The organism is Kitasatospora sp. NPDC034035, assembly GCF_055575755.1.
Genome location: NZ_JBVISA010000011.1, coordinates 44,731 through 63,799 on the forward strand (window position 1 = coordinate 44,731; position 19,069 = coordinate 63,799).

Consider the following 19,069-nt stretch of genomic DNA (forward strand, 5'->3'; position numbering starts at 1 on the left):
AATCGAACTCGCCGACAGGCGGGTAACGATCGAGGAAGTTCCCGAGGAAGTTCCCACCGGAGCTCCCTTCGCCAGGCTCAACCGTCTTAGGAGTGTCCTGCTCATGGCTGCAGATCAGGGGCCCGTCGGCACCTCCCCCGCCGCTCCGGTCGTCACTGTCGCCGGTCCGCGCGTCCACCGGGCGGAGGAGGTGCTCACTCCGGAGGCCGTCGCCTTCGTCGTCGGCCTCCATCGCGCCTTCGAGGACCGCCGGCAAGAGCTCCTGGCCAGGCGGAAGACCCGCCGCGCCGAGATCGCGGCAGCCGGCACGCTGGACTTCCTCCCCGACACCGCCGACATCCGCGCCGGGGACTGGAAGGTCGCCGAGGCGCCCCGCGCCCTCCAGGACCGCCGGGTCGAGATCACCGGGCCGACCGACCGCAAGATGGTCATCAACGCCCTCAACTCCGGCGCCAGGATCTGGCTCGCCGACTTTGAGGACGCCACCTCCCCGACCTGGGAGAACGTGGTCAGCGGCCAGGTCAACCTGATCGACGCCTACGAGGGCCGGATCGACTTCACCACCCCGGCCGGCAAGGCCTACGCCCTCAAGCCCGCCGCCGAACTCGCCACCGTCGTGGTCCGCCCGCGCGGCTGGCACCTGGACGAGAGCCACCTGCTGGTCGACGGCACCCCGGTCGCCGGCGCCTTCCTCGACTTCGGCCTGTACTTCTTCCACAACGCCGCCCGGCTGCTCGCCAAGGGCGCCGAGGACCCCAACTCCGGGCCGTACTTCTACCTGCCGAAGACCGAGAGCCACCTCGAGGCCCGGCTCTGGAACGACGTGTTCACCCACGCCCAGGCCGCACTCGGCATCCCGCACGGCACCATCCGCGCCACCGTCCTGATCGAGACCATCACCGCCGCCTTCGAGATGGACGAGATCCTCTACGAGCTGCGCGACCACGCGGCCGGCCTCAACGCCGGGCGCTGGGACTACCTGTTCTCGATCGTCAAGAACTTCCGCGACGCCGGCGAGCACTACATCCTGCCGGACCGCAACAGCGTCACCATGGCCTCGCCGTTCATGGCCGCCTACACCCGCCTGTTGGTGCAGACTTGCCACAAGCGCGGCGCCCACGCGATCGGCGGCATGGCCGCGTTCATCCCCAGCCGCAAGGACCCCGAGGTCAACGCGGCCGCGCTCGAGAAGGTCAAGGCCGACAAGGACCGCGAGGCCGGCAATGGCTTCGACGGCTCCTGGGTCGCCCACCCGGACCTGGTGCCGGTCGCCCGGGCCTCCTTCGACGCGGTGCTCGGCGAGCGGCCCCACCAGAAGGACAACCCCGGCCCGTCCGAGCCCGTCACCGCCGCCCAGCTGCTCGACATCGCCGGCGCCGGCGGCACCTGCACCCACGCGGGACTGCACAACGCCGTCCAGGTCGGCGTCCGCTACATCGAGGCCTGGCTGCGCGGGATGGGCGCGGTCGGCATCTTCAACATGATGGAGGACGCTGCCACCGCCGAGATCTCCCGCTCGCAGATCTGGCAGTGGATCCACAACGGGGTCGTGCTCTCCGACACCGGCGAGAAGGCCACCGCCGAACTGGTCCGCAGCCTGGTCGCCACGGAACTGGCCGAACTCCTCGCCGAGCTGGGCGAGGATGCCTACCGTGCCGGCCGCTGGCGCGAGGCCGCCCAGCTCTTCGAACAGGTCGCCCTGGCCGAGGAGTTCGCGGACTTCCTGACCCTCCCCGCGCTTCCCCTGCTGGGCTGAGCCCAATCTAATCCGCCGGCTCCGCCGCTGACGCCTGCCAGGCTGTAGCACTCCGGCGGCCCGTTACTCCGTTCCGTACGGCGACGAATCCACCTGTCCTCTCATCGCCGTACGGAACGGCCTTTTCCTCGCAAGGAGTTCACCCATGCCGCGCATCTTCTTCAACGGCCAGGCGATGGTCGGCGGCCCGTTCCACGCCAAGGTCGCCGACGCGCTGATCGGGCCCGCCCGGACCGCTCCCGGCTACCGCTTCTTCTCCATCGACCACAGTGGCGGCACGGACGTCTGCCCGGGGCTGCTGCCCGACCCGGACGTCGACACCGCCATCGAGGGCGAGCTGTACGACATCAGCCTGGAGCGGCTGCGGGACGTCGTGCTGCCCGGCGAACCGCGCGAGCTGGAGCTGGGCGTGATCACGCTGGAGGACGGCTCCGCGTGCTTCTCCATGCTGCTCGCCCGGGGCGAAGTCGAGCGCGGCGTCCACCGCGAGATCACCCACCACGGTGGCTGGCGCACCTACCTGTCGACGATCGGGCGCGCGGCCTGACGGCGGACGGATGACAGCGAACAGATGACGGCGACCAGATGACAGATGACAACTTTCGTCATCTGTCATCTGGTCGCTGTCGTCTGTCATCTGTTCGCTGAGGCTCCCCGCCCGGAGTTCGCCCCCGATCTCGCCGGGGTGGGGGCGGGTCGGCGCCGGGCACGCCGCGGCCCCGGACCCTCGCCGTGGGTCCGGGGCCGCGGTCCGCGCACCCGCTGTGGGGTGCGCGGAGTCCGGGGGCACACCGTCCCTGGGTGCCCTCGGAGTCCGAGGGGTGTCAGACCGGTCGGGCCGCCAGCTCCCGGGCGGCGCGGGCGCAGTCGCGCGCGATCCGGTCCTCGTTGACGGTGGTCAGCTGCCCCTTCTCGACCACCGCGTTGCCGTTGACGAACAGCGCTGACAGCGGCGGCAGGGCGCCGAAGGTGAGCGCGGCGATCGGGTCGGCGATGGAGGAGTGCATGACCCCGTCGATCTTCCACAGCGCCAGGTCGGCGAGCTTGCCGACCTCGATCGAGCCGATCTCGTTCTGCCGGCCGAGCACCCGGGCGCCGCCCATGGTGCCGAGGCGCAGCGCCTGGCGTCCGGTGAGGGCGGTGGGGGAGCCGTGCAGCCGGTTGATCAGCAGGGCGTTGCGCAGCTCGGTGCCGAGTTCGCCGGACTCGTTGGAGGCGGTGCCGTCCACGCCGAGGCCGACCGGGACGCCGGCCCGGAGCATGTCGGGTACCCGGGCGATGCCGGCGGCGAGGCGGGCGTTGGAGGAGGGGCAGTGGGCGACGCCGGTGCCGGTCTCGGCGAACTTGGCGATGTCGGAGTCGTTCATGTGGACGCAGTGCGCCATCCAGACGTCCTCGCCGAGCCAGCCGACCGACTCGAAGTAGTCGGTCGGGCCCATGCCGAACAGCTCCTTGCAGAACTGCTCCTCCTCGGCGGTCTCCGAGCCGTGGGTGTGCAGCCGGACGCCCTTGCGGCGGGCGAGTTCGGCGGACTGGCGGAGCAGGTCGGTGGAGACCGAGAAGGGCGAGCAGGGCGCGATGGCGACGTGCAGCATCGAGCCGAAGGAGGAGTCGTGGTACCGGTCGACGGCGGCCTCGGAGGCGGCCAGGATGTCGTCCAGCTCCTCGACGGCGTGGTCCGGCGGCAGGCCGCCGTCCTTCTTGCTGCGGTCCATCGAGCCGCGCAGCGCGGTGAACCGCAGGCCGAGCTCCTGGACGGCCTCGATGGAGGCGCCGAGGACGTCGCCGCCGTCCTGGGGGAAGACGTAGTGGTGGTCGGAGGCGGTGGTGCAGCCGGACTTGAGCAGCGCGGCGGCGGAGCCCTGGCTGGCGGCGTGGACGAGCTTCTCGTCGATCCGGGCCCAGGTCGGGTAGAGGGCGACCAGCCAGTCGAACAGGATGTTGTCCTGGGCGAGGCCGCGGGTGATCCACTGGTAGAAGTGGTGGTGGGTGTTGACCAGGCCGGGGGTGATCAGGTGGCCTTCGCCGTTGATGCGGCGCACCACGTTGTCCAGCCACGCCGGGGCGGCGCCGTCGCCGACCGACTCGATCGTGTTGCCGAGGATGACCACGTGGCCGCGGGCGTACTCGGTGTCGTTGGCGTCGACGGTGGCGATCGCGACGTTCTCGATCACGATCCGCTGGTCGGCGGGCGGGGGCTGGACTGCCATGGTGTCTCCTAGTGGGGGAGGGCCGGGAGGAGGGCGCGTCGGGGCGAGGCGCGCTCCTCCCGGACCGGTCAGGACGGTGTCGCCGTCGGCACCGTCGCGCCGGAGCCCTCGCCGGATCTGGACCGGCGGGCGGCTCCGACGTGGTGGAAGAGCAGGTTGAGCAGGACGGCCATCACGCAGCCGGCCGAGATCCCCGAGTGCATCAGGGTCCTTACGGCCTCCGGGAAGGAGTCGTAGAACGTCGGCGCGGCGATCGGGACGATGCCGACACCGAGCGAGACCGACACCAGGATGGTGTGGGAGCTGGACTCCATGCCGGCCTCCGCGAGGGTGCGGATGCCGCTGGCCGCGACCGTGCCGAAGAGCACGATCCCGGCGCCGCCGAGGACGGGCTGCGGTACCAGGGAGACGACCGAGCCCAGCACGGGGAAGAGCCCCAGCAGGACCAGGATGCCGCCGCCGGCCGCGACCACGAAGCGGCTGCGGATCTTCGTCAGCGCGACCAGCCCGATGTTCTGGGCGAAGGCGCTGGCGGCGAAGCCGTTGAAGACGGGGCTGAGCGCGGTGGCCAGGCCGTCGGCCCGCAGGCCGGCGGCGAGGGTGGTTTCGTCGGCCTCGCGGTCGACGATCTTGCCGAGCGCGAGCATGTCGGCGGTGGACTCGGTCATCGAGACCACCATGACGATGCAGAGCGAGACGATCGCGGCCGCGTCGAACATGGGCGCGCCGAAGTGGAACGGGGAGGGGAGCGCGAAGACCTTCGCGTCCCGGACCGCGCCGAAGTCGGCCAGCCCCAGCGGGAAGGCGATCAGGGTGCCGAACGCCAGGCCGACGAGCAGGGACAGCTGCTGCCAGAAGCCGCGCAGCAGCCGGTTGCAGAGCACCACCGCGGCGAGGGTGATCGCGGCGAGGCCGATGGCCCGCATGGAGCCGTACCCGGGGGCGCTCGGCGAGCCGCCGCGAGCCCAGTTGACCGCCACCGGAAGCAGGGACACCCCGATGAGGGTGATCACGGTGCCCTGGACGACCGGGGGGAAGAACCGGATGAGCTTGCAGAAGTACGGCGCCGCGAGGAAGCACAGGGCCCCCGCGACGATCACCGCTCCGAAGATCACCGGGAGGGCGTTCTTCGGTCCGTGTTCGTTGGCGATGGCGATCATGGGCGCGACCCCCGCGAAGGAGACGCCGTTCACGAACGGCAGTCGCGCGCCGATCTTCCAGACCCCGAGGGTCTGGAGGAGGGTGGCCAGTCCGGCGGTGAACAGGCTGGCCGATATGAGCAGGGCGAGTTCGGCGGGCGAGAGCCCGACGCCGGCGCCGACGATGAGCGGGGGTGCGACGACCCCCGCGTACATCGCGGCGACGTGCTGGAGTCCGGTGGAGAACAGTTTCACCGGGGGCAGCAACTCGTCCACGGGGTGGGTCCCGGGCCCGGACTCCTCGCCGGGGAGGCTGGTGGAGGTGTCCGGGCCAGGGGGTCCTGCCGGGGTGGAACCGCCGTCTGTACTGGTGTTGCTGGGTGCCATGTCGAGCCCCTCTTGTGCCCGTGGCTCCCGGCGCGCCCGTGGCGCTGGAGTGCGGCTGGTGGTGATGTGGCCGAGGACGGGACGGCGGTGCAAGGATTCCTCGGCCGGCCTCTCCAGTGCCCCGGGCCGGCCGCCGCGAGGCAGACACGAACTCCGGTGGGTGGGGGTGGAGAAACTGGTGGTGCGGGTGATACGGATGGCGCAGGTGCTGCCGGTGGTGCGGATGGACCGGCCCGCCCGGACTCGACCGGCCTGAGGGGGCCGGCGGGTGCGGCGATTCCGGGCGGTGTCCACGGTGGTGGGGGAGGTCAGGCGACCGGGATGACCGGGACGACGCCCTCGCGGTGCACGGTGCCCTCGATCAGGCCGTACATGCGGTCCGCGGCGTAGTAGACCTCGTTGTCGTTCTTGAGGCCGAAGGGCTCCAGGTCGACGAGGAAGTGGTGCTTGTTGGGCAGCTCGAGGCGTACCTCGTCCACCTCGGCGCGGTTGTTGAGGACCCGGGTGCCCATCGCGTGCAGGGTCTGCTGCAGCGAGTAGGAGTAGGTCTCGGCGAACGCCTCCAGCATGTGGCGCTTCACGTGGGCGTAGGAGCGGTTCCAGTTGGGCTGGGCCTCGCCGTCCTTGCCGCTGTAGCCGTACTTCCAGCGGGCGGTCACCTGGGTGGCGAGGATGCGGTCGTACGCCTCCTGCAGGGTGGTGTACTTGTCCTTGATGTAGCCCCAGAACTCCGAGTTGGTGGAGTTCATCACCACGAGGTCCTTCAGGCCGGAGATGACCTGGACGGACTCACCGTCGTAGAAGATCTCGGTGGTGCGGACCTCCTGGCCGCTGCGGACGAAGGAGTGGCCGACCTCCTCCGAGCCGATGAAGCGGGCCGAGCTGTCCGGCGTCTTGATCCGGTCCCAGGTGTACTCCTCGATCCGGATCCGGGCGCCGTGCACGACGCCGCGCTCGGTGTTGTCGACGAAGTGGCGCGCCAGGATGATGCCGAAGGCCTCGGCCGACTCGATGCCGTACTCCTTGGCGAAGGCGTAGACGGTGTTCTTGGTGGTGTCGGTGGGGAGGCAGTTGGCGTTGGACCCGGTGAGGTGGACGTCCTCGAACTCGCCCTGGAGGGAGACCGAGACGTTCAGGTCCTTGATCTCGTGCCGGGTGGAGTCGCGGGAGATCCGGACGATGCGGTTCTCCGCCTTGCCGTACTGGTTCTGACCGAGCACGTGGGCCATGACGTGGCTCCTAAAGCTTCCAGGTCGGTCTACTAGCTTCCGCGGTAGACCGAGTATCCGAACGGGTTGAGCAGCAGAGGCACGTGGTAGTGGTGCTGTTCGGGCGCGACCGTGAAGACGATCGAGACCTCGGGGAAGAACGGCGGCTCCGACGACTTGAGCGCGTAGTGGGCGCCGGTGTCGAAGAGCAGCCGGACGACCGAGCCCGCCTCCACGGCCGGCAGGTCCTTGACCCGGCCGTCGGAGTCCGTGGCGGAGGTGCCGAGCACCTGCCAGCCACCCTCGGTGTGCAGTGCGAGCTCGACCGGGACACCCTCGGCCGGGCGGCCGAGGCTGGTGTCGAGCACGTGGGTGGAGATGCCAGTCATGGGTGAAGTGACCTTACTGATGGCAGATGTGATGGTGCGCCAGTTCCCGAGCGACCTGGCCGGGCGCGTGAGCGACGACTTTGTTCATGACGGTACGTCAGAAGTGCGGTCAGGAGCCGTCGATCAGGCGGTTGAGGCGGATGTCGTTGATCTTGCGCAGCTCCCCGCGGACGATCTCCGCCTCGGTGGCGGCGGCGTTGGGGTGGCGCTCGCGCAGGGCGGCGAGCATGCCGACCGCGGTGCGGCCGGTCGCGCAGATCAGGAACACGTGGCCGAACTTCGCCTCGTAGGCGGTGTTGGCCTCGCGCAGTTCGTCGAGGACCGCTTGGTCCACGCCCTGGATTCCGGCCTGCTCGCGCTCGGAGGTGGCGTCGCCCGTCTTGGGCTTGCCGATCCGGGCGTGGCCGGCCATCGCGTCGCGCAGGTCCTCGGCCGTCAGCGACGCCATGGCCGCCGCGTTGGCGGCGAGCAGGGCCTCGCGGTCGGACCAGGGCTTGGCCTCCGCGACCGCGGCGGCCCAACGGGGGCTGGAGCATACCTCCAGCAGGATCGCCTCCAGCTCCGCGGCATCGGCCGCGGCCAGGGCGTCAAGGGCGTGGGGGTGGTTGGTCACGAGTGGACCTCCTGAAGAGTGGTGCCACCCGCAAAAGCTAGATCGACCCCACCCGGGCGTCAACACTTTGTTGAACGGTTGGTGGTTACGTTTTGAACCGGCCCGGGATGCCGGGCCCTTTCGTGTGCGATTCGCCAAGTGTGCCCCGCCGCGGGCCGATCCAGACTGGCCGTACCGGCGGGGTCACCCGTTCGGAAAGTCCCGTCGGTCAGGAGGGCTTCGAGCCGTCCTGGCGGTTCAGGTAGTTGTACACCGTGAAGCGGCTGACGCCCAGGGCCGAGGCGACCGTCTCGACGCCGTGGCGGACGGTGAAGGCGCCGCGCTCCTCCAGGAGGGCGACGACCCGCTGCTTCTCCAGCCGGTCCAGCTCGGCCAGCGGGCGGCCGTCGAACTGGCGGGTCATCTCGGCCAGCAGTCGGTCCAGCGCGCTGCTCAGGTGCGGCAGTCGGACGGCCAGCGCCGGCGTGCCCTCCCACTCCAGGACGACGTCCTCGGTCTTGGCCTCGTCCAGCGGGACGGGCGTCGCGCCGACCGCGTCCAGCAGCGGCTTCATCGCCGCGGCGAGCGGGTGTTCCACGTGCTCGGTCACGGCGTACCGCCCTCCTCGTCCAGGACGCTGACCTGGACGGAGATCCGGGTCGCCCCGGCGTCCAAGGTCTCCCGGAGCAGCTTGGTCACCGCGGCGAGGACCTGTTCGGCCTCGCCCTCGGCGCCGGTCCCGAAGGGGCCGACCGACACGGCCAGGCCGGCGTCGTCGACGGCCCTGCGGGCCGCCGCGGCGTGCTCCGGGAACGTGTCCAGTTCGAACGGTTCTGTCGTGAACTCCACCATCAATCGCACGGGATCACTGTATCCAGCGAGGGTGCGGGCGGGCAGGGGCTGGGCGATCGAACAGTCGCGGTACCAGCGGCGGAGCACCCTCCGAGCGTCTTCAACAAAATGTTGCGACGCCCTTGACACTCGCTTCATCGGCCGGAGATGCTTCCACCACACAGAATCCCTCTTCCGGATCGTGGAAGTTGCGGATGACGGAAGAGAGATGAGAGGTGATTGACGTGACGGCCGCTGCCAAGCACCACTACACGGTCAACCTGTCGATCCTGTTCGGCGAGCTGCCGCTCCTGGAGCGCCCCGCCGCGGCAGCCGCGGCCGGCTTCACCGCCGCCGAGCTCTGGTGGCCCTTCGGGGAGGAGCACAACCCCTCCGAGGCCGAGCTCGACGCACTCCGCAAGGCGTTCACCGACGCCGGGGTACGGCTCACCGGCCTCAACTTCCTGGACGACCTGAGCAAGGGCGCCCGCGGTACCGTCTCGGTTCCCTCCGAGCGGGACCGCTTCCGGGCCAACGTCCCGGTCGCCGCGGAGCTCGCCGGCTCGCTCGGCACCAAGGCGCTCAACGCGCTGTACGGCAACCGGGTCGAGGGCGTCGAGGCGGCCGAGCAGGACGCGCTCGCACTGGACAACCTGGTGCTCGCCGCGAAGGCCGCGCACGAGGTCGGCGCGATCCTGCTGATCGAGGCCCTGAACCAGGCCGAGTCCCCGGACTACCCGTTGGTCTCGGCCGCCGCCGCCGTCGAGGTGGTCGACAGGGTCAACGCCGCCACCGGCCTGGGCAACGCCCGGTTCCTGTGCGACCTGTACCACCTGGCCAAGAACGGCGAGGACCTGGCGCAGGTCATCGAGACCTACGCCGACCGCATCGGCCACGTGCAGATCGCCGACAACCCGGGCCGCAACGAGCCCGGCACCGGCGGACTGGACTTCGAGGACCTGTTCGCCCGGCTCACCGCCGCCGGCTACACGGGCCCGATCGGCCTGGAGTACCGCCCCTCCACCGGCGTCAGCGCCGACAGCTTCGGGTGGCTGCCGCGCGAGCTGCGCGCCGCCGAGTAGCGCCACTCGGCTCTCGGCCGACCCACCCGACCTCCCACCCGCACACGTAAGGAACTCGACGCGATGAGCCGCAAGATCGCCTTCATCGGCCTCGGCATCATGGGCAGCCCGATGGCCGCCAACCTGGTCAAGGCCGGCCACCACGTCACCGGCTTCAACCTCACCCAGCCGCAGATCGACGCCCTGGTCGCGGCCGGCGGCCACGGCGCCACCTCCATCGCGGACGCGGTGAAGGACGCCGAGGTCGTCATCACCATGGTCCCGGCCGACCCGCACGTCGAGCAGGCCATCCTGGGCGAGGGCGGCGTGCTGGAGAACGTCCAGCCCGGCATCCTGGTGATCGACATGTCCTCGATCACCCCGCAGACCTCGATCAAGGTCGAGGCGGCCGCCAAGGCCAAGGGCGTCCGGACGCTGGACGCCCCGGTCTCCGGCGGCGAGGCCGGCGCCGTCGAGGCCGTTCTGTCGATCATGGTCGGCGGCGCCGCCGAGGACTTCGCCGAGGCCAAGCCGCTGTTCGACGTGCTGGGCACCACGGTCATCCACGTCGGCCCGGCCGGCGCCGGCCAGACCGTCAAGGCCGCCAACCAGCTGATCGTCGCCGTCAACATCCAGGTGCTCGCCGAGGCCGTGGTGTTCCTCGAGAACGCCGGCGTCGACCTGCAGGCGGCCCTGGACGTCCTCGGCGGCGGCCTGGCCGGCTCGACCGTGCTCAACCGCAAGAAGGCGAACATGCTGAACCGCGAGTTCGCCCCGGGCTTCCGGATCGACCTGCACCACAAGGACATGGGCATCGTCACCGACGCCGCCCGCGCCGTGGGCGCCGCGCTGCCGGTCGGCGCCGTGGTGGCCCAGCTGGTCGCCTCCGCCCGCGCCAACGGCGACGGCTCGCTCGACCACTCGGCGCTGCTGCGCGGCGTCGAGCGGCTCTCCGGCCGCGAGGTCAAGTAACACCCCCGGGGGCTCCCGTGCGGAGCCCCCGGCCCGAAGCTCCTCCTGGCGGCGTGTACCCATCCGGTCGTGCCCGCGTCGCCAGGAGGTTTGACCCGACCGGCGTGCGGGCTGGGGCTCATCCGCCCGCCCGCCGGTCGATCCAGCCGGTGATGCGTACTCCCTTCCAGGGGGCACTTCGGTCGTGCCTGCGCGTCGCCTGGCCCCTTCCCCGCCGAGGGGAGCCTCTCGTACGTCGGAAGCGGGACGAGGGGAACGGCGGGGAGGGGGTCGCACCCTCCCGGGGCCTCCGGACCCTCCCGGGCCGACCAGGCCCTCCCGGGGCCTCCGGACCCTCCCGGGCCGGAACGGCCGAGGGGGTCGCACCCCCGGACCCCCGGGCACATGCTTGACGCACGTCGCAGTACCACCGCCACACCCGTACGGAAGCGAGGACCGCATCATGCCGCCCACCCCCCGCCAGGGCCATGTGGTCGTCGCCCCCGACAAGTTCAAGGGCACCCTGGAGGGTGCCGAGGTCGCCGCCCGGATCGCCGCCGGCATCCGGCGCGCCGCGCCCGGCACCGAGGTGCGCGAGCTGCCCGTCGCCGACGGCGGCGAGGGCACCCTGGCCGCCGCGCTCGCGGCGGGGTTCGACCGCGTCCCGGCCAAGGTGGCCGGCCCGACCGGCCTGCCGGTGGACGCCGCGCTCGCCGTCCGGGGCGACACCGCCGTGGTCGAACTGGCGCAGTCCTCCGGGCTCGCCCGGCTGCCCGGCGGCCGGACCGCCCCGCTCGCGGCCGGGTCCTACGGGGTCGGCCAGCTGATCGCCCGGGCCGTCTCGCTCGGCGTCAAGCGGATCGTGCTGGGCCTCGGCGGCAGCGCCTGCACGGACGGCGGGGCGGGCATGGTGCAGGCACTCGGAGTGCGTCTGCGCGACGCCGAAGGCGCCGAACTCCCGCCCGGCGGAGCCGCGTTGCGCAGGCTTGCGGAGATCGACCCGGGCCCGCTGGCCGACGGCCTGCGCGGCGTCGAGATCGTGGTGGCCTGCGACGTGGACAACCCGCTGCTCGGGCCGCGCGGCGCCACCGCCGTGTACGGCCCGCAGAAGGGCGCCGACGGCGACGACCTGGTGGTCCTGGAGGAAGGACTGACCCGGTTCGCCGACCTGGTCGCCGAAGCCACCGGACGGGACGTCCGGGAGGCCTCCGGCGCCGGCGCCGCGGGCGGGGTGGGCTTCGCCGCCCTCGCCCTGCTCGGCGCCACCATGCGACCCGGCATCGAGCTGCTGCTCGACCTGCTGGGCTTCGACGAGGCCGTGCGTGGGGCACGCCTCGTCGTGACCGGCGAGGGCTGCCTGGACGCTCAGACGCTCCACGGCAAGGCCCCCGCCGGAGTTGCCGCGGCGGCCGCCCGGGCGGGGGTTCGGGTGGCCGCCGTGGCAGGTCGACTGGAACTCGCCGAGCCCCAGTGGCGGGCGGCCGGCTTCACCGCCGCGATCGCGCTGACCGACCTGGCCGAACAGCCGGGGGACAGCATGACCAGGGCCGCCGAGCTGGCCGAAGTCGCGGGGGAGAAGCTGGCCGGCGAGCTACTGGCGCGCTGAACCCTCGTACGTTCATCCATTGACGTTTTGTTGAAGGCGGGCCTAGGCTCCCGGCAATCCCTCGCCTCCTCCCGCGTTCGACCACCCTCGAACCACCCGAGAAGCACCCGAGAAGCACCCGAGAACCACCCGAGAAGCACCCTCGGACACCTCTCCACCCGCCCCCAAACCACCCCCCAACTCCCAGGTTTCGGAGGTCTCCCATGCCTTTCAGCCAGCCGACGGTGATCCGCTCCCGACGGGTCGTCCTGCCCGACGGCGAGCGCCCCGCGGACGTGCTGATCCGGGACGGGAAGATCGAGCAGATCGTCGCGCACGGCTCGCTCACGGTCGGCGACCGCGAGCTCGCCGACCTCGGCGACACCGCCCTGCTGCCCGGCCTGGTCGACACCCACGTGCACGTCAACGAGCCCGGCCGCACCGAGTGGGAGGGCTTCGCCACCGCCACCCGGGCCGCCGCGGCCGGCGGCGTCACCACGATCATCGACATGCCGCTCAACTCGATCCCGCCCACCACCACGGTGGAGGGGCTGCTGGCCAAGCGGAAGACCGCCGAGGGCCAGGCCTGGGTCGACCTCGGCTTCTGGGGCGGTGCCGTCCCCGGCAACGTCGCGGATCTCGAACCCCTGCACCGCGAGGGCGTGTTCGGCTTCAAGAGCTTCCTCGCCCCCTCCGGCGTGGACGAGTTCCCGCACGTCGAGGCCGCCGACCTGGAGGCCGCCCTGGCCGAGCAGGCCCGGATCGGGGCGCTGGCGATCATCCACGCCGAGGACCCGACCGTCCTCGCCGCCGCCCCGCAGCAACCCGGCGTCCACTACCGGGACTTCCTGGCCTCCCGCCCCGCCGACGCGGAGACCGCGGCCGTCGCCCACCTGCTGGACACCGCCCGGCGCACCGGCGCCCGGGTGCACATCCTGCACGTCTCCTCCGCCGCCGTCCTGCCGCTGCTGCGCCAGGCGCGCGAGGACGGCGTCCGGGTGACCGCCGAGACCTGCCCGCACTACCTGACCCTCGCGGCCGAGCAGGTGCCCGACGGCGACACCGCCTTCAAGTGCTGCCCGCCGATCCGCGACGAGTCCAACCGGGACGCGCTCTGGGAGGCCCTGGCGAACGGCGAGTTCATCGCCGTCGTCTCCGACCACTCGCCGTCCACCCCCGACCTCAAGCTGCTGCCCGAGTACGGCGGCAACGGGGACTTCGCGGCCGCCTGGGGCGGCATCGCCTCGCTGCAGCTCGGCCTGCCGGCCGTCTGGACCGAGGCCCGCCGCCGCGGCCACACCCTGTCCGACGTCGTGCGCTGGATGTCCGCCGGACCGGCCGAACTGGTCGGCCTCACCGGCACCAAGGGCGCCATCGCGCCCGGCCACGACGCCGACCTGGTCGCCTTCGACCCCGACGGCGAGTTCGCCGTCCACGCGAGCGGCCTGCACCACCGCAACCCGGTGACCCCGTACGCGGGCCGGACCCTCACCGGCGCGGTGCGCGGCACCTGGCTGCGCGGCCGCGAGGTGGACACCGGAGCCCGGCCCTTCGGCCGGCAGCTCGCCCGGCCCGCCGCCCCTGCCACCCCCCGTACCACCGCCCGGGCCACCGCGCGGACCACCACCCGTTCCACCACCCCGTCCGATCGCGCCTGAAACCGAACGCGCCTACAGAGGAGAGTCAGTGACCACTGCCGACACCCCGAGTGCTCCCTTCACCGAGCTGGTCAACCTGGCCTCCCGGCTGCTCGGCGCGGGCGTCGTCGCCACCAACGAGGACACCTTCGCGGACGCCGAGAACCTGCTGGTCGCCAAGCCGGCCGAGTTCCGCCCGCACACCTTCGGCCACAAGGGCCAGATCATGGACGGCTGGGAGTCCAAGCGCCGCCGCGGCGTCTCCGCCGAGCAGCCGCACCCCACCGACCAGGACCACGACTGGGCGATCGTCCGGCTCGGCGCCGGCGGCGTGATCCGCGGCGTGATCGTGGACACCGCCCACTTCACCGGCAACTACCCGGAATCCGGGTCCGTCGAGGCCGCGTCCGTACCCGGCCACCCCTCGCCCGAGGAACTCGGGGACGCCGACTGGACCACGATCGTGCCGCGCACCCCCCTGCGGGGCGACACCGCCCACGAGTTCGCCGTCGAGGACGGCACCCGCTACACCCACGTGCGGCTGAACATGTACCCGGACGGCGGCATCGCCCGGCTGCGCGTGCACGGCGAGGTGCTGCCCGACCCGCGTGAGCTGGACGGCCTCACCTTCGACCTGGCCGCCCAGGAGTACGGCGGCGTGGCCGAGGCGGCGTCCGACCGCTACTTCTCCTCCCCGCACAACCTGAACGCTCCCGGTCGCGCCTCCGTCATGGGCGAGGGCTGGGAGACCCGGCGTCGGCGCGACAAGGCCAACGACTGGGTGCAGATCGCCCTGGCCGGGGGTGGTGAGGTCCTGGCCGCCGAGGTGGACACCACCCACTTCGTCGCCAATGCCCCCGGCTGGGCCGACCTGATCGGCTTCGACGCCTCGACCGGAGCCGACCCGGCCGCCGGCGAGTGGTTCGAACTCCTGCCCCGCACCCGCCTGCAGCCCGACACCCGGCACCGCTTCCGGCTCGACACCGGACGCCCGGTGACCCATGTGCGCATCAACGTCTACCCGGACGGCGGGCTCGCCCGCCTCCGGCTCACCGGCCGCCTCACCGAGGCCGGCCGCGCGGCCCTCGCGCTGCGCTGGTTCAACGCCGTCCCGGCTGCCGAGGCCGCCACGGCCCTCACCGAGGCCGGGCTGACCGCCGACGAGGCCGCCGCGCTGACCGCCGCCCGCCCGCTGGCGGACCCGGCCGCGGCCGGCGCCGCCGTCGCGGCGCTCCAGCCGGGCGACGGCCCCGACGGCGAGCGCTCCTCCCGCCGCCGCTCGGCCGTCTGGCGCCTGCTCGGCGCCTGAAGCGCCCACCCACTGAAGTGTGACGGCCCGCCAGTCCACTCTCCACGCACCGCTCTTATCGACACCTGAAGGACCCTCCATGTCCAAGATCCTGACCACGGAGTCCGGCGCCCCCATCGCCGACAACCAGAACTCGGCCTCGGCCGGCGAGTACGGCCCGCTGCTGATCCAGGACCAGCAGCTGCTGGAGAAGCTGGCCCGGTTCAACCGCGAGCGCATCCCGGAGCGCGTCGTGCACGCCCGCGGCTCCGGCGCGTACGGCTACTTCGAGGTCACCGACGAGGTGTCGCAGTACACCCGGGCGGACTTCCTCGCCGAGGTCGGCAAGCGCACCGAGGTCTTCCTGCGCTTCTCCACCGTGGCCGGCAACCTGGGCGCCAGCGACGCGGTGCGCGACCCGCGCGGCTTCGCGCTGAAGTTCTACACCGAGGAGGGCAACTACGACCTCGTCGGCAACAACACCCCGGTGTTCTTCATCAAGGACCCGATCAAGTTCCCCGACTTCATCCACTCGCAGAAGCGCGACCCGTACACCGGCGTGCAGGAGGCGGACAACGTCTGGGACTTCTGGGCCCACTCGCCCGCCTCGACCCACCAGATCACCTGGCTGTTCGGCGACCGCGGCATCCCGGCCTCGTACCGCCACATGAACGGCTACGGCTCGCACACCTACCAGTGGGTCAATGCCAATGGCGACGCCTACTGGGTGAAGTACCACTTCAAGACCAACCAGGGCGTCCGCTCCCTGGACGGCGACCAGGCCGCCGAGGTGGCCGGCGCCGACGCCGACTCGCACCAGCGCGACCTGCACCAGGCCATCGAGCGCGGGGTGTTCCCGTCCTGGACCCTCTACGTCCAGCTGATGCCGGTCGCCGAGGCGGCGGACTACCGCTTCAACCCCTTCGACCTCACCAAGGTGTGGCCGCACGCCGACTACCCGCTGGTCAAGGTCGGTCGCCTGGTGCTCAACAGGAACCCGGAGAACGTCTTCGCCGACGTCGAGCAGTCCGCGTTCTCGCCGAACAACTTCGTGCCCGGCATCGGCCCGTCCCCGGACAAGATGCTCCAGGGCCGGCTGTTCGCCTACGCGGACGCCCAGCGCTACCGCCTCGGCGTCAACCACACCCTGCTGCCGGTGAACGCCCCGCGCGCCACCGTGGCCGCCAACTACGGCCGCGACGGCCTGATGGCCACCAACGCGGCCGGCCGTGGCAGGAACTACGAGCCCAACTCGTACGACGGCCCGGCCCAGACCGACAACGCGCTCGCCGCGCCGGTCAAGGTCGATGGCCACACCGGCACCTACACCACGCCGGCTCACAGCAAGGACGACGACTTCTTCCAGGCCGGTGAGCTCTACCGGCTCATGTCGGACGGGGAGAAGGGTCGCCTGATCGCCAACATCGCCGGCTTCCTGGCGCAGGTGACCCGCGACGACATCGTCGAGAAGAACCTCGCCCACTTCCACGCCGCGGACGAGGAGTACGGCGCCCGCCTGGCGGCGGCCGTCGCCAAGCTGCGCTCGGGCGACGAGAGCTGACCGACAGTCACCGACCGACCCCCTTCATCCGCACCACCACCCTCACGGCCGCCGGGCCCGCACCCGGCCGCCGTACGACGGGCCCCTCCCTCCGGGCAGTGGGGGAGGGGCCCGTCGCGGTTTCCGCCGGGTCGCGGTTCCCGGGTCGGGCGGGTCGGCCATGGCTTCCACTGCGTGATCGCCCGGCCGAGAAGTCCCAGGTCGACCGGAGGTTGCTGCACGGAATGTTCACGGATATTCACGGACGGCAGTCGCCGGAGCCACCGGGTCGATAGGCTGGTGCGTGCCCGCGGTCGCTCCGTGGGGGGACATCGGAAGGGGACGACATGTCGACACCAGCCCCGGGTCGTCACGCCGCGCTGGACCAGGGCCTGACCGGCCAGTTCACCTCCCTGCAGCACGCCCTCAGACTGCTGGAGGCGGTCGACCGCCACCCCGACGGCGCCACCCTGGTGGGCCTCGCGCGGGAGACCTCGCTCGGGCTGCCGACCGTGCGGCGGCTCGCGGAGATCCTGGAGATCGAGGGCTACCTCCAGTGTCAGGACGGCGGTTGGGTGCTCGGCGGCACCTTCGCCCTGCTCGGCCAGCAGAACCGGGAGCAGCTGGTCAAGGCCCGGCTCGACCGCAAACTCGCCGAACTCCGGGACGAGTTGGGCGCCGCGGTGTACTTCACCCGGTACCACGACGGCGAGTTGTCGGTGGAGGCGGTCTCGGCGGCCGACTACGCGCCGGCGGTGCAGGAGTGGGTGGACTTCCGGGCCACCGCGCACGCCAGCGCGATCGGCAAGTGCCTGCTCGGCCAACTGGACGCGGACGCCCGGCGCGACCACCTCTCCCGGCACCCGGTCGCCCGGCTCACCTCGCGTACGGTCACCGACGCCGACCAGCTGATGCACCGGTTGGAGCGGCAGCCGGCCACCGTACCGGTGCTGGACATCCAGGAGTACGCGCTGGGCACGGTGTGCGCGGCCGTGCCGATCACGGCGGGCAGCACGGTCGGCTGCCTGGCCACCTCGATGCCGGTGGGCAACGTCCACAAGCTGAAGGCCGCGGCCGAGCTCCTGGCGGCCCGGGCGGCGCCGTTGATGCTGGCGATGGCGGTCTGACGGCGGGGCGGCGGTCGCGTCCGTGAGTTCGCCGCGCCCCTGAGTCGTCGCGTTCCTGAGTCGTTGCGTGCATGAGTCGTCGCGTGCATGAGTTCGAGGAAGCCCTGCCGGGAAACCGGTGGGGCTTCCCGCGTTTCCCGTGGTGTTCACCGGTGCACATCACTTATTAGACTCGATGTCGATAAGGGTCGCCGAAACCCTTGTCCCCATCGCTACCCGCGAGTACGTTTCCCTGAGCCGAGCCGCCGCCCCAGGTCAGGAGGGCCTGCCATGCCCCGTCCCACCCCCGTCCCCGCCCTCGCCGCCCCCGCCGCGCGCGTGCACGACAGCCTCGTCCTGGAGCCCCGGGACGTCCGCTTCGACTGGGCCCAGCTGCCGCTGCACTGGATCCCGGACGAGCCGATGGCCACCCACGTCATCAACGTGCTGCACCTGCTGCTGCCCGAGGGTGAGCGCTGGTTCGTCAAGGTGTTCAAGGAGGCACTGCCGCTCATCCGGGACGAGCAACTGCGCGAGGAGGTCCTCGGGTTCATCGGCCAGGAGGCCATCCACGCCGAGGCGCACCAGGAGGTCCTCGACCACCTGCTCGGCCAGGGGCTCGACCCGCGGCCGTACGTCCGGCAGGTCTCCTGGCTGTTCCGGCGGGTCCTGGGCGACAAGCCGGGGCTGACGCCGGCGCGGCGGCGGGAGAACGTCATCGAGCGGGTCGCCTTCGTCGCGGCCATCGAGCACTTCACTGCCTTCCTCGGCAACTGGATCCTCAACTCCCCGGGCCTGGACCGGGCCAAGGCCGACCCGACGATGCTCGACCTGCTGCGCTGGCACGGTGCCGAGGAGGTCGAGCACCGCAGCGTCGCCTTCGACCTGATGGTCCACCTGGACCCGGGCTACCTCCGGCGGATCCGCGGGATGGCGGTGTCCGGGCCGCTGCTGGTCCACCTCTGGGTGCGCGGCGCACGCTTCCTGTTGGCCGCCGACCCGACCCTGGCGGGGCGGCTCAAGCCCAGCTGGCGCGAGGCCGGGCGGATCGCGAAGCGCGGCCTGCTGCCGGACCCGCTCGGGTCCCTCCGCTCCGGGCTTCGGTACCTGCGGCCGGGCTACCACCCGACCCAGGAGGGCTCCTCCAGCCAGGCGCTGGGCTACCTCGCCACCTCCCCGGCCGCCCGCGCGGCCGCCGCGAGCGGCTGACGGTCGACGGGCTTCGGCGGACGGGGTTGGGCGAACGGATTTCAGCAGACAGAAGACGTCATCTGTTATCTGTCTGCTGTCATCCGTCGGTTGTCATCCGTCGTCCGTTCGCCGAAGTCCGAAGCCCGAATCCGTCAGCTGTCACCCGCCCTCCTCTCCCGACGCCAAGGACCCCGCCGG

At 71.7% G+C, this 19,069-nt stretch carries 16 protein-coding genes and 1 pseudogene; 10 read left to right on the forward strand and 7 right to left on the reverse strand.

What is annotated here, in order from left to right; genetic code table 11:
- Positions 1–103 precede the first annotated feature (103 nt).
- Positions 104–1,756 (forward strand): malate synthase A, encoded by a 1,653-nt coding sequence (aceB, locus tag ACZ52J_RS17495; protein ID WP_465619741.1) that lies wholly within the window; start codon positions 104–106, stop codon positions 1,754–1,756.
- A 145-nt stretch (positions 1,757–1,901) separates the two neighbouring features.
- On the forward strand, positions 1,902–2,303 hold the full coding sequence (locus ACZ52J_RS17500) for an allophanate hydrolase-related protein (protein ID WP_360490025.1): 402 nt from the start codon (positions 1,902–1,904) through the stop codon (positions 2,301–2,303).
- Between the two features lie 277 nt (positions 2,304–2,580).
- Here ACZ52J_RS17500 and ACZ52J_RS17505 read toward each other — a convergent pair whose 3' ends face one another.
- The 7 genes from ACZ52J_RS17505 to ACZ52J_RS17535 all read right to left on the reverse strand — a co-directional run bounded on the left by ACZ52J_RS17505 (position 2,581) and on the right by ACZ52J_RS17535 (position 8,533).
- Positions 2,581–3,966, reverse strand: a complete 1,386-nt coding sequence (locus ACZ52J_RS17505) for an 8-oxoguanine deaminase (protein WP_360490023.1) — start codon at positions 3,964–3,966, stop codon at positions 2,581–2,583.
- A 68-nt stretch (positions 3,967–4,034) separates the two neighbouring features.
- The gene (locus ACZ52J_RS17510) at positions 4,035–5,492 is read right to left on the reverse strand and encodes a nucleobase:cation symporter-2 family protein (protein WP_360490021.1); all 1,458 of its coding nucleotides are present in this window, start codon (positions 5,490–5,492) and stop codon (positions 4,035–4,037) included.
- A 308-nt stretch (positions 5,493–5,800) separates the two neighbouring features.
- Positions 5,801–6,721, reverse strand: coding sequence for a factor-independent urate hydroxylase (gene pucL, locus ACZ52J_RS17515; RefSeq protein WP_465619744.1), 921 nt, complete (start codon positions 6,719–6,721; stop codon positions 5,801–5,803).
- Between the two features lie 32 nt (positions 6,722–6,753).
- The gene (gene uraH / locus ACZ52J_RS17520; RefSeq protein WP_360490017.1) at positions 6,754–7,089 is read right to left on the reverse strand and encodes a hydroxyisourate hydrolase; all 336 of its coding nucleotides are present in this window, start codon (positions 7,087–7,089) and stop codon (positions 6,754–6,756) included.
- Between the two features lie 109 nt (positions 7,090–7,198).
- Positions 7,199–7,702: a 2-oxo-4-hydroxy-4-carboxy-5-ureidoimidazoline decarboxylase gene (gene uraD, locus ACZ52J_RS17525; protein WP_465619747.1), complete on the reverse strand. Its 504-nt coding sequence runs from the start codon at positions 7,700–7,702 to the stop codon at positions 7,199–7,201.
- A gap of 208 nt (positions 7,703–7,910) precedes the next feature.
- Complete coding sequence (locus tag ACZ52J_RS17530; protein WP_465619749.1) at positions 7,911–8,291, reverse strand: helix-turn-helix domain-containing protein; 381 nt, start codon at positions 8,289–8,291, stop codon at positions 7,911–7,913.
- Positions 8,288–8,533 carry a thiamine-binding protein gene (locus ACZ52J_RS17535; RefSeq protein WP_465620007.1) on the reverse strand — a complete coding sequence of 82 codons (246 nt, stop codon included), beginning with the start codon at positions 8,531–8,533 and terminating at the stop codon, positions 8,288–8,290. The genes ACZ52J_RS17530 and ACZ52J_RS17535 overlap by 4 nt, the downstream gene beginning before the upstream one ends.
- Positions 8,534–8,748: 215 nt before the next feature.
- Here ACZ52J_RS17535 and ACZ52J_RS17540 point away from each other — a divergent pair, with 215 nt between their 5' ends.
- The 8 genes and pseudogenes from ACZ52J_RS17540 to ACZ52J_RS17575 all read left to right on the forward strand — a co-directional run bounded on the left by ACZ52J_RS17540 (position 8,749) and on the right by ACZ52J_RS17575 (position 18,889).
- Entirely contained in the window at positions 8,749–9,594 is an 846-nt protein-coding gene (locus tag ACZ52J_RS17540) for a TIM barrel protein (protein ID WP_465619751.1), read from the forward strand.
- Between the two features lie 63 nt (positions 9,595–9,657).
- Positions 9,658–10,545 carry a 2-hydroxy-3-oxopropionate reductase gene (locus ACZ52J_RS17545; protein WP_465619753.1) on the forward strand — a complete coding sequence of 296 codons (888 nt, stop codon included), beginning with the start codon at positions 9,658–9,660 and terminating at the stop codon, positions 10,543–10,545.
- Between the two features lie 442 nt (positions 10,546–10,987).
- A complete protein-coding gene (locus tag ACZ52J_RS17550) occupies positions 10,988–12,130 on the forward strand; it encodes a glycerate kinase (protein WP_465619755.1) in 1,143 nt (380 codons plus the stop codon).
- A gap of 203 nt (positions 12,131–12,333) precedes the next feature.
- The gene (allB, locus tag ACZ52J_RS17555; RefSeq protein ID WP_465619757.1) at positions 12,334–13,767 is read left to right on the forward strand and encodes an allantoinase AllB; all 1,434 of its coding nucleotides are present in this window, start codon (positions 12,334–12,336) and stop codon (positions 13,765–13,767) included.
- Positions 13,757–14,842, forward strand: a pseudogene (gene alc, locus ACZ52J_RS17560) (allantoicase); the annotation flags it as partial. The gene allB and the pseudogene alc, both read left to right, overlap by 11 nt.
- Positions 14,843–15,134: 292 nt before the next feature.
- Positions 15,135–16,595, forward strand: coding sequence for a catalase (locus tag ACZ52J_RS17565; RefSeq protein ID WP_465619759.1), 1,461 nt, complete (start codon positions 15,135–15,137; stop codon positions 16,593–16,595).
- 326 nt (positions 16,596–16,921) lie between these two features.
- Positions 16,922–17,701 carry an IclR family transcriptional regulator gene (locus ACZ52J_RS17570; protein ID WP_360489997.1) on the forward strand — a complete coding sequence of 260 codons (780 nt, stop codon included), beginning with the start codon at positions 16,922–16,924 and terminating at the stop codon, positions 17,699–17,701.
- Positions 17,702–17,971: 270 nt separating this feature from the next.
- Positions 17,972–18,889 (forward strand): metal-dependent hydrolase, encoded by a 918-nt coding sequence (locus ACZ52J_RS17575; RefSeq protein ID WP_465619762.1) that lies wholly within the window; start codon positions 17,972–17,974, stop codon positions 18,887–18,889.
- Positions 18,890–19,069 lie beyond the last annotated feature (180 nt).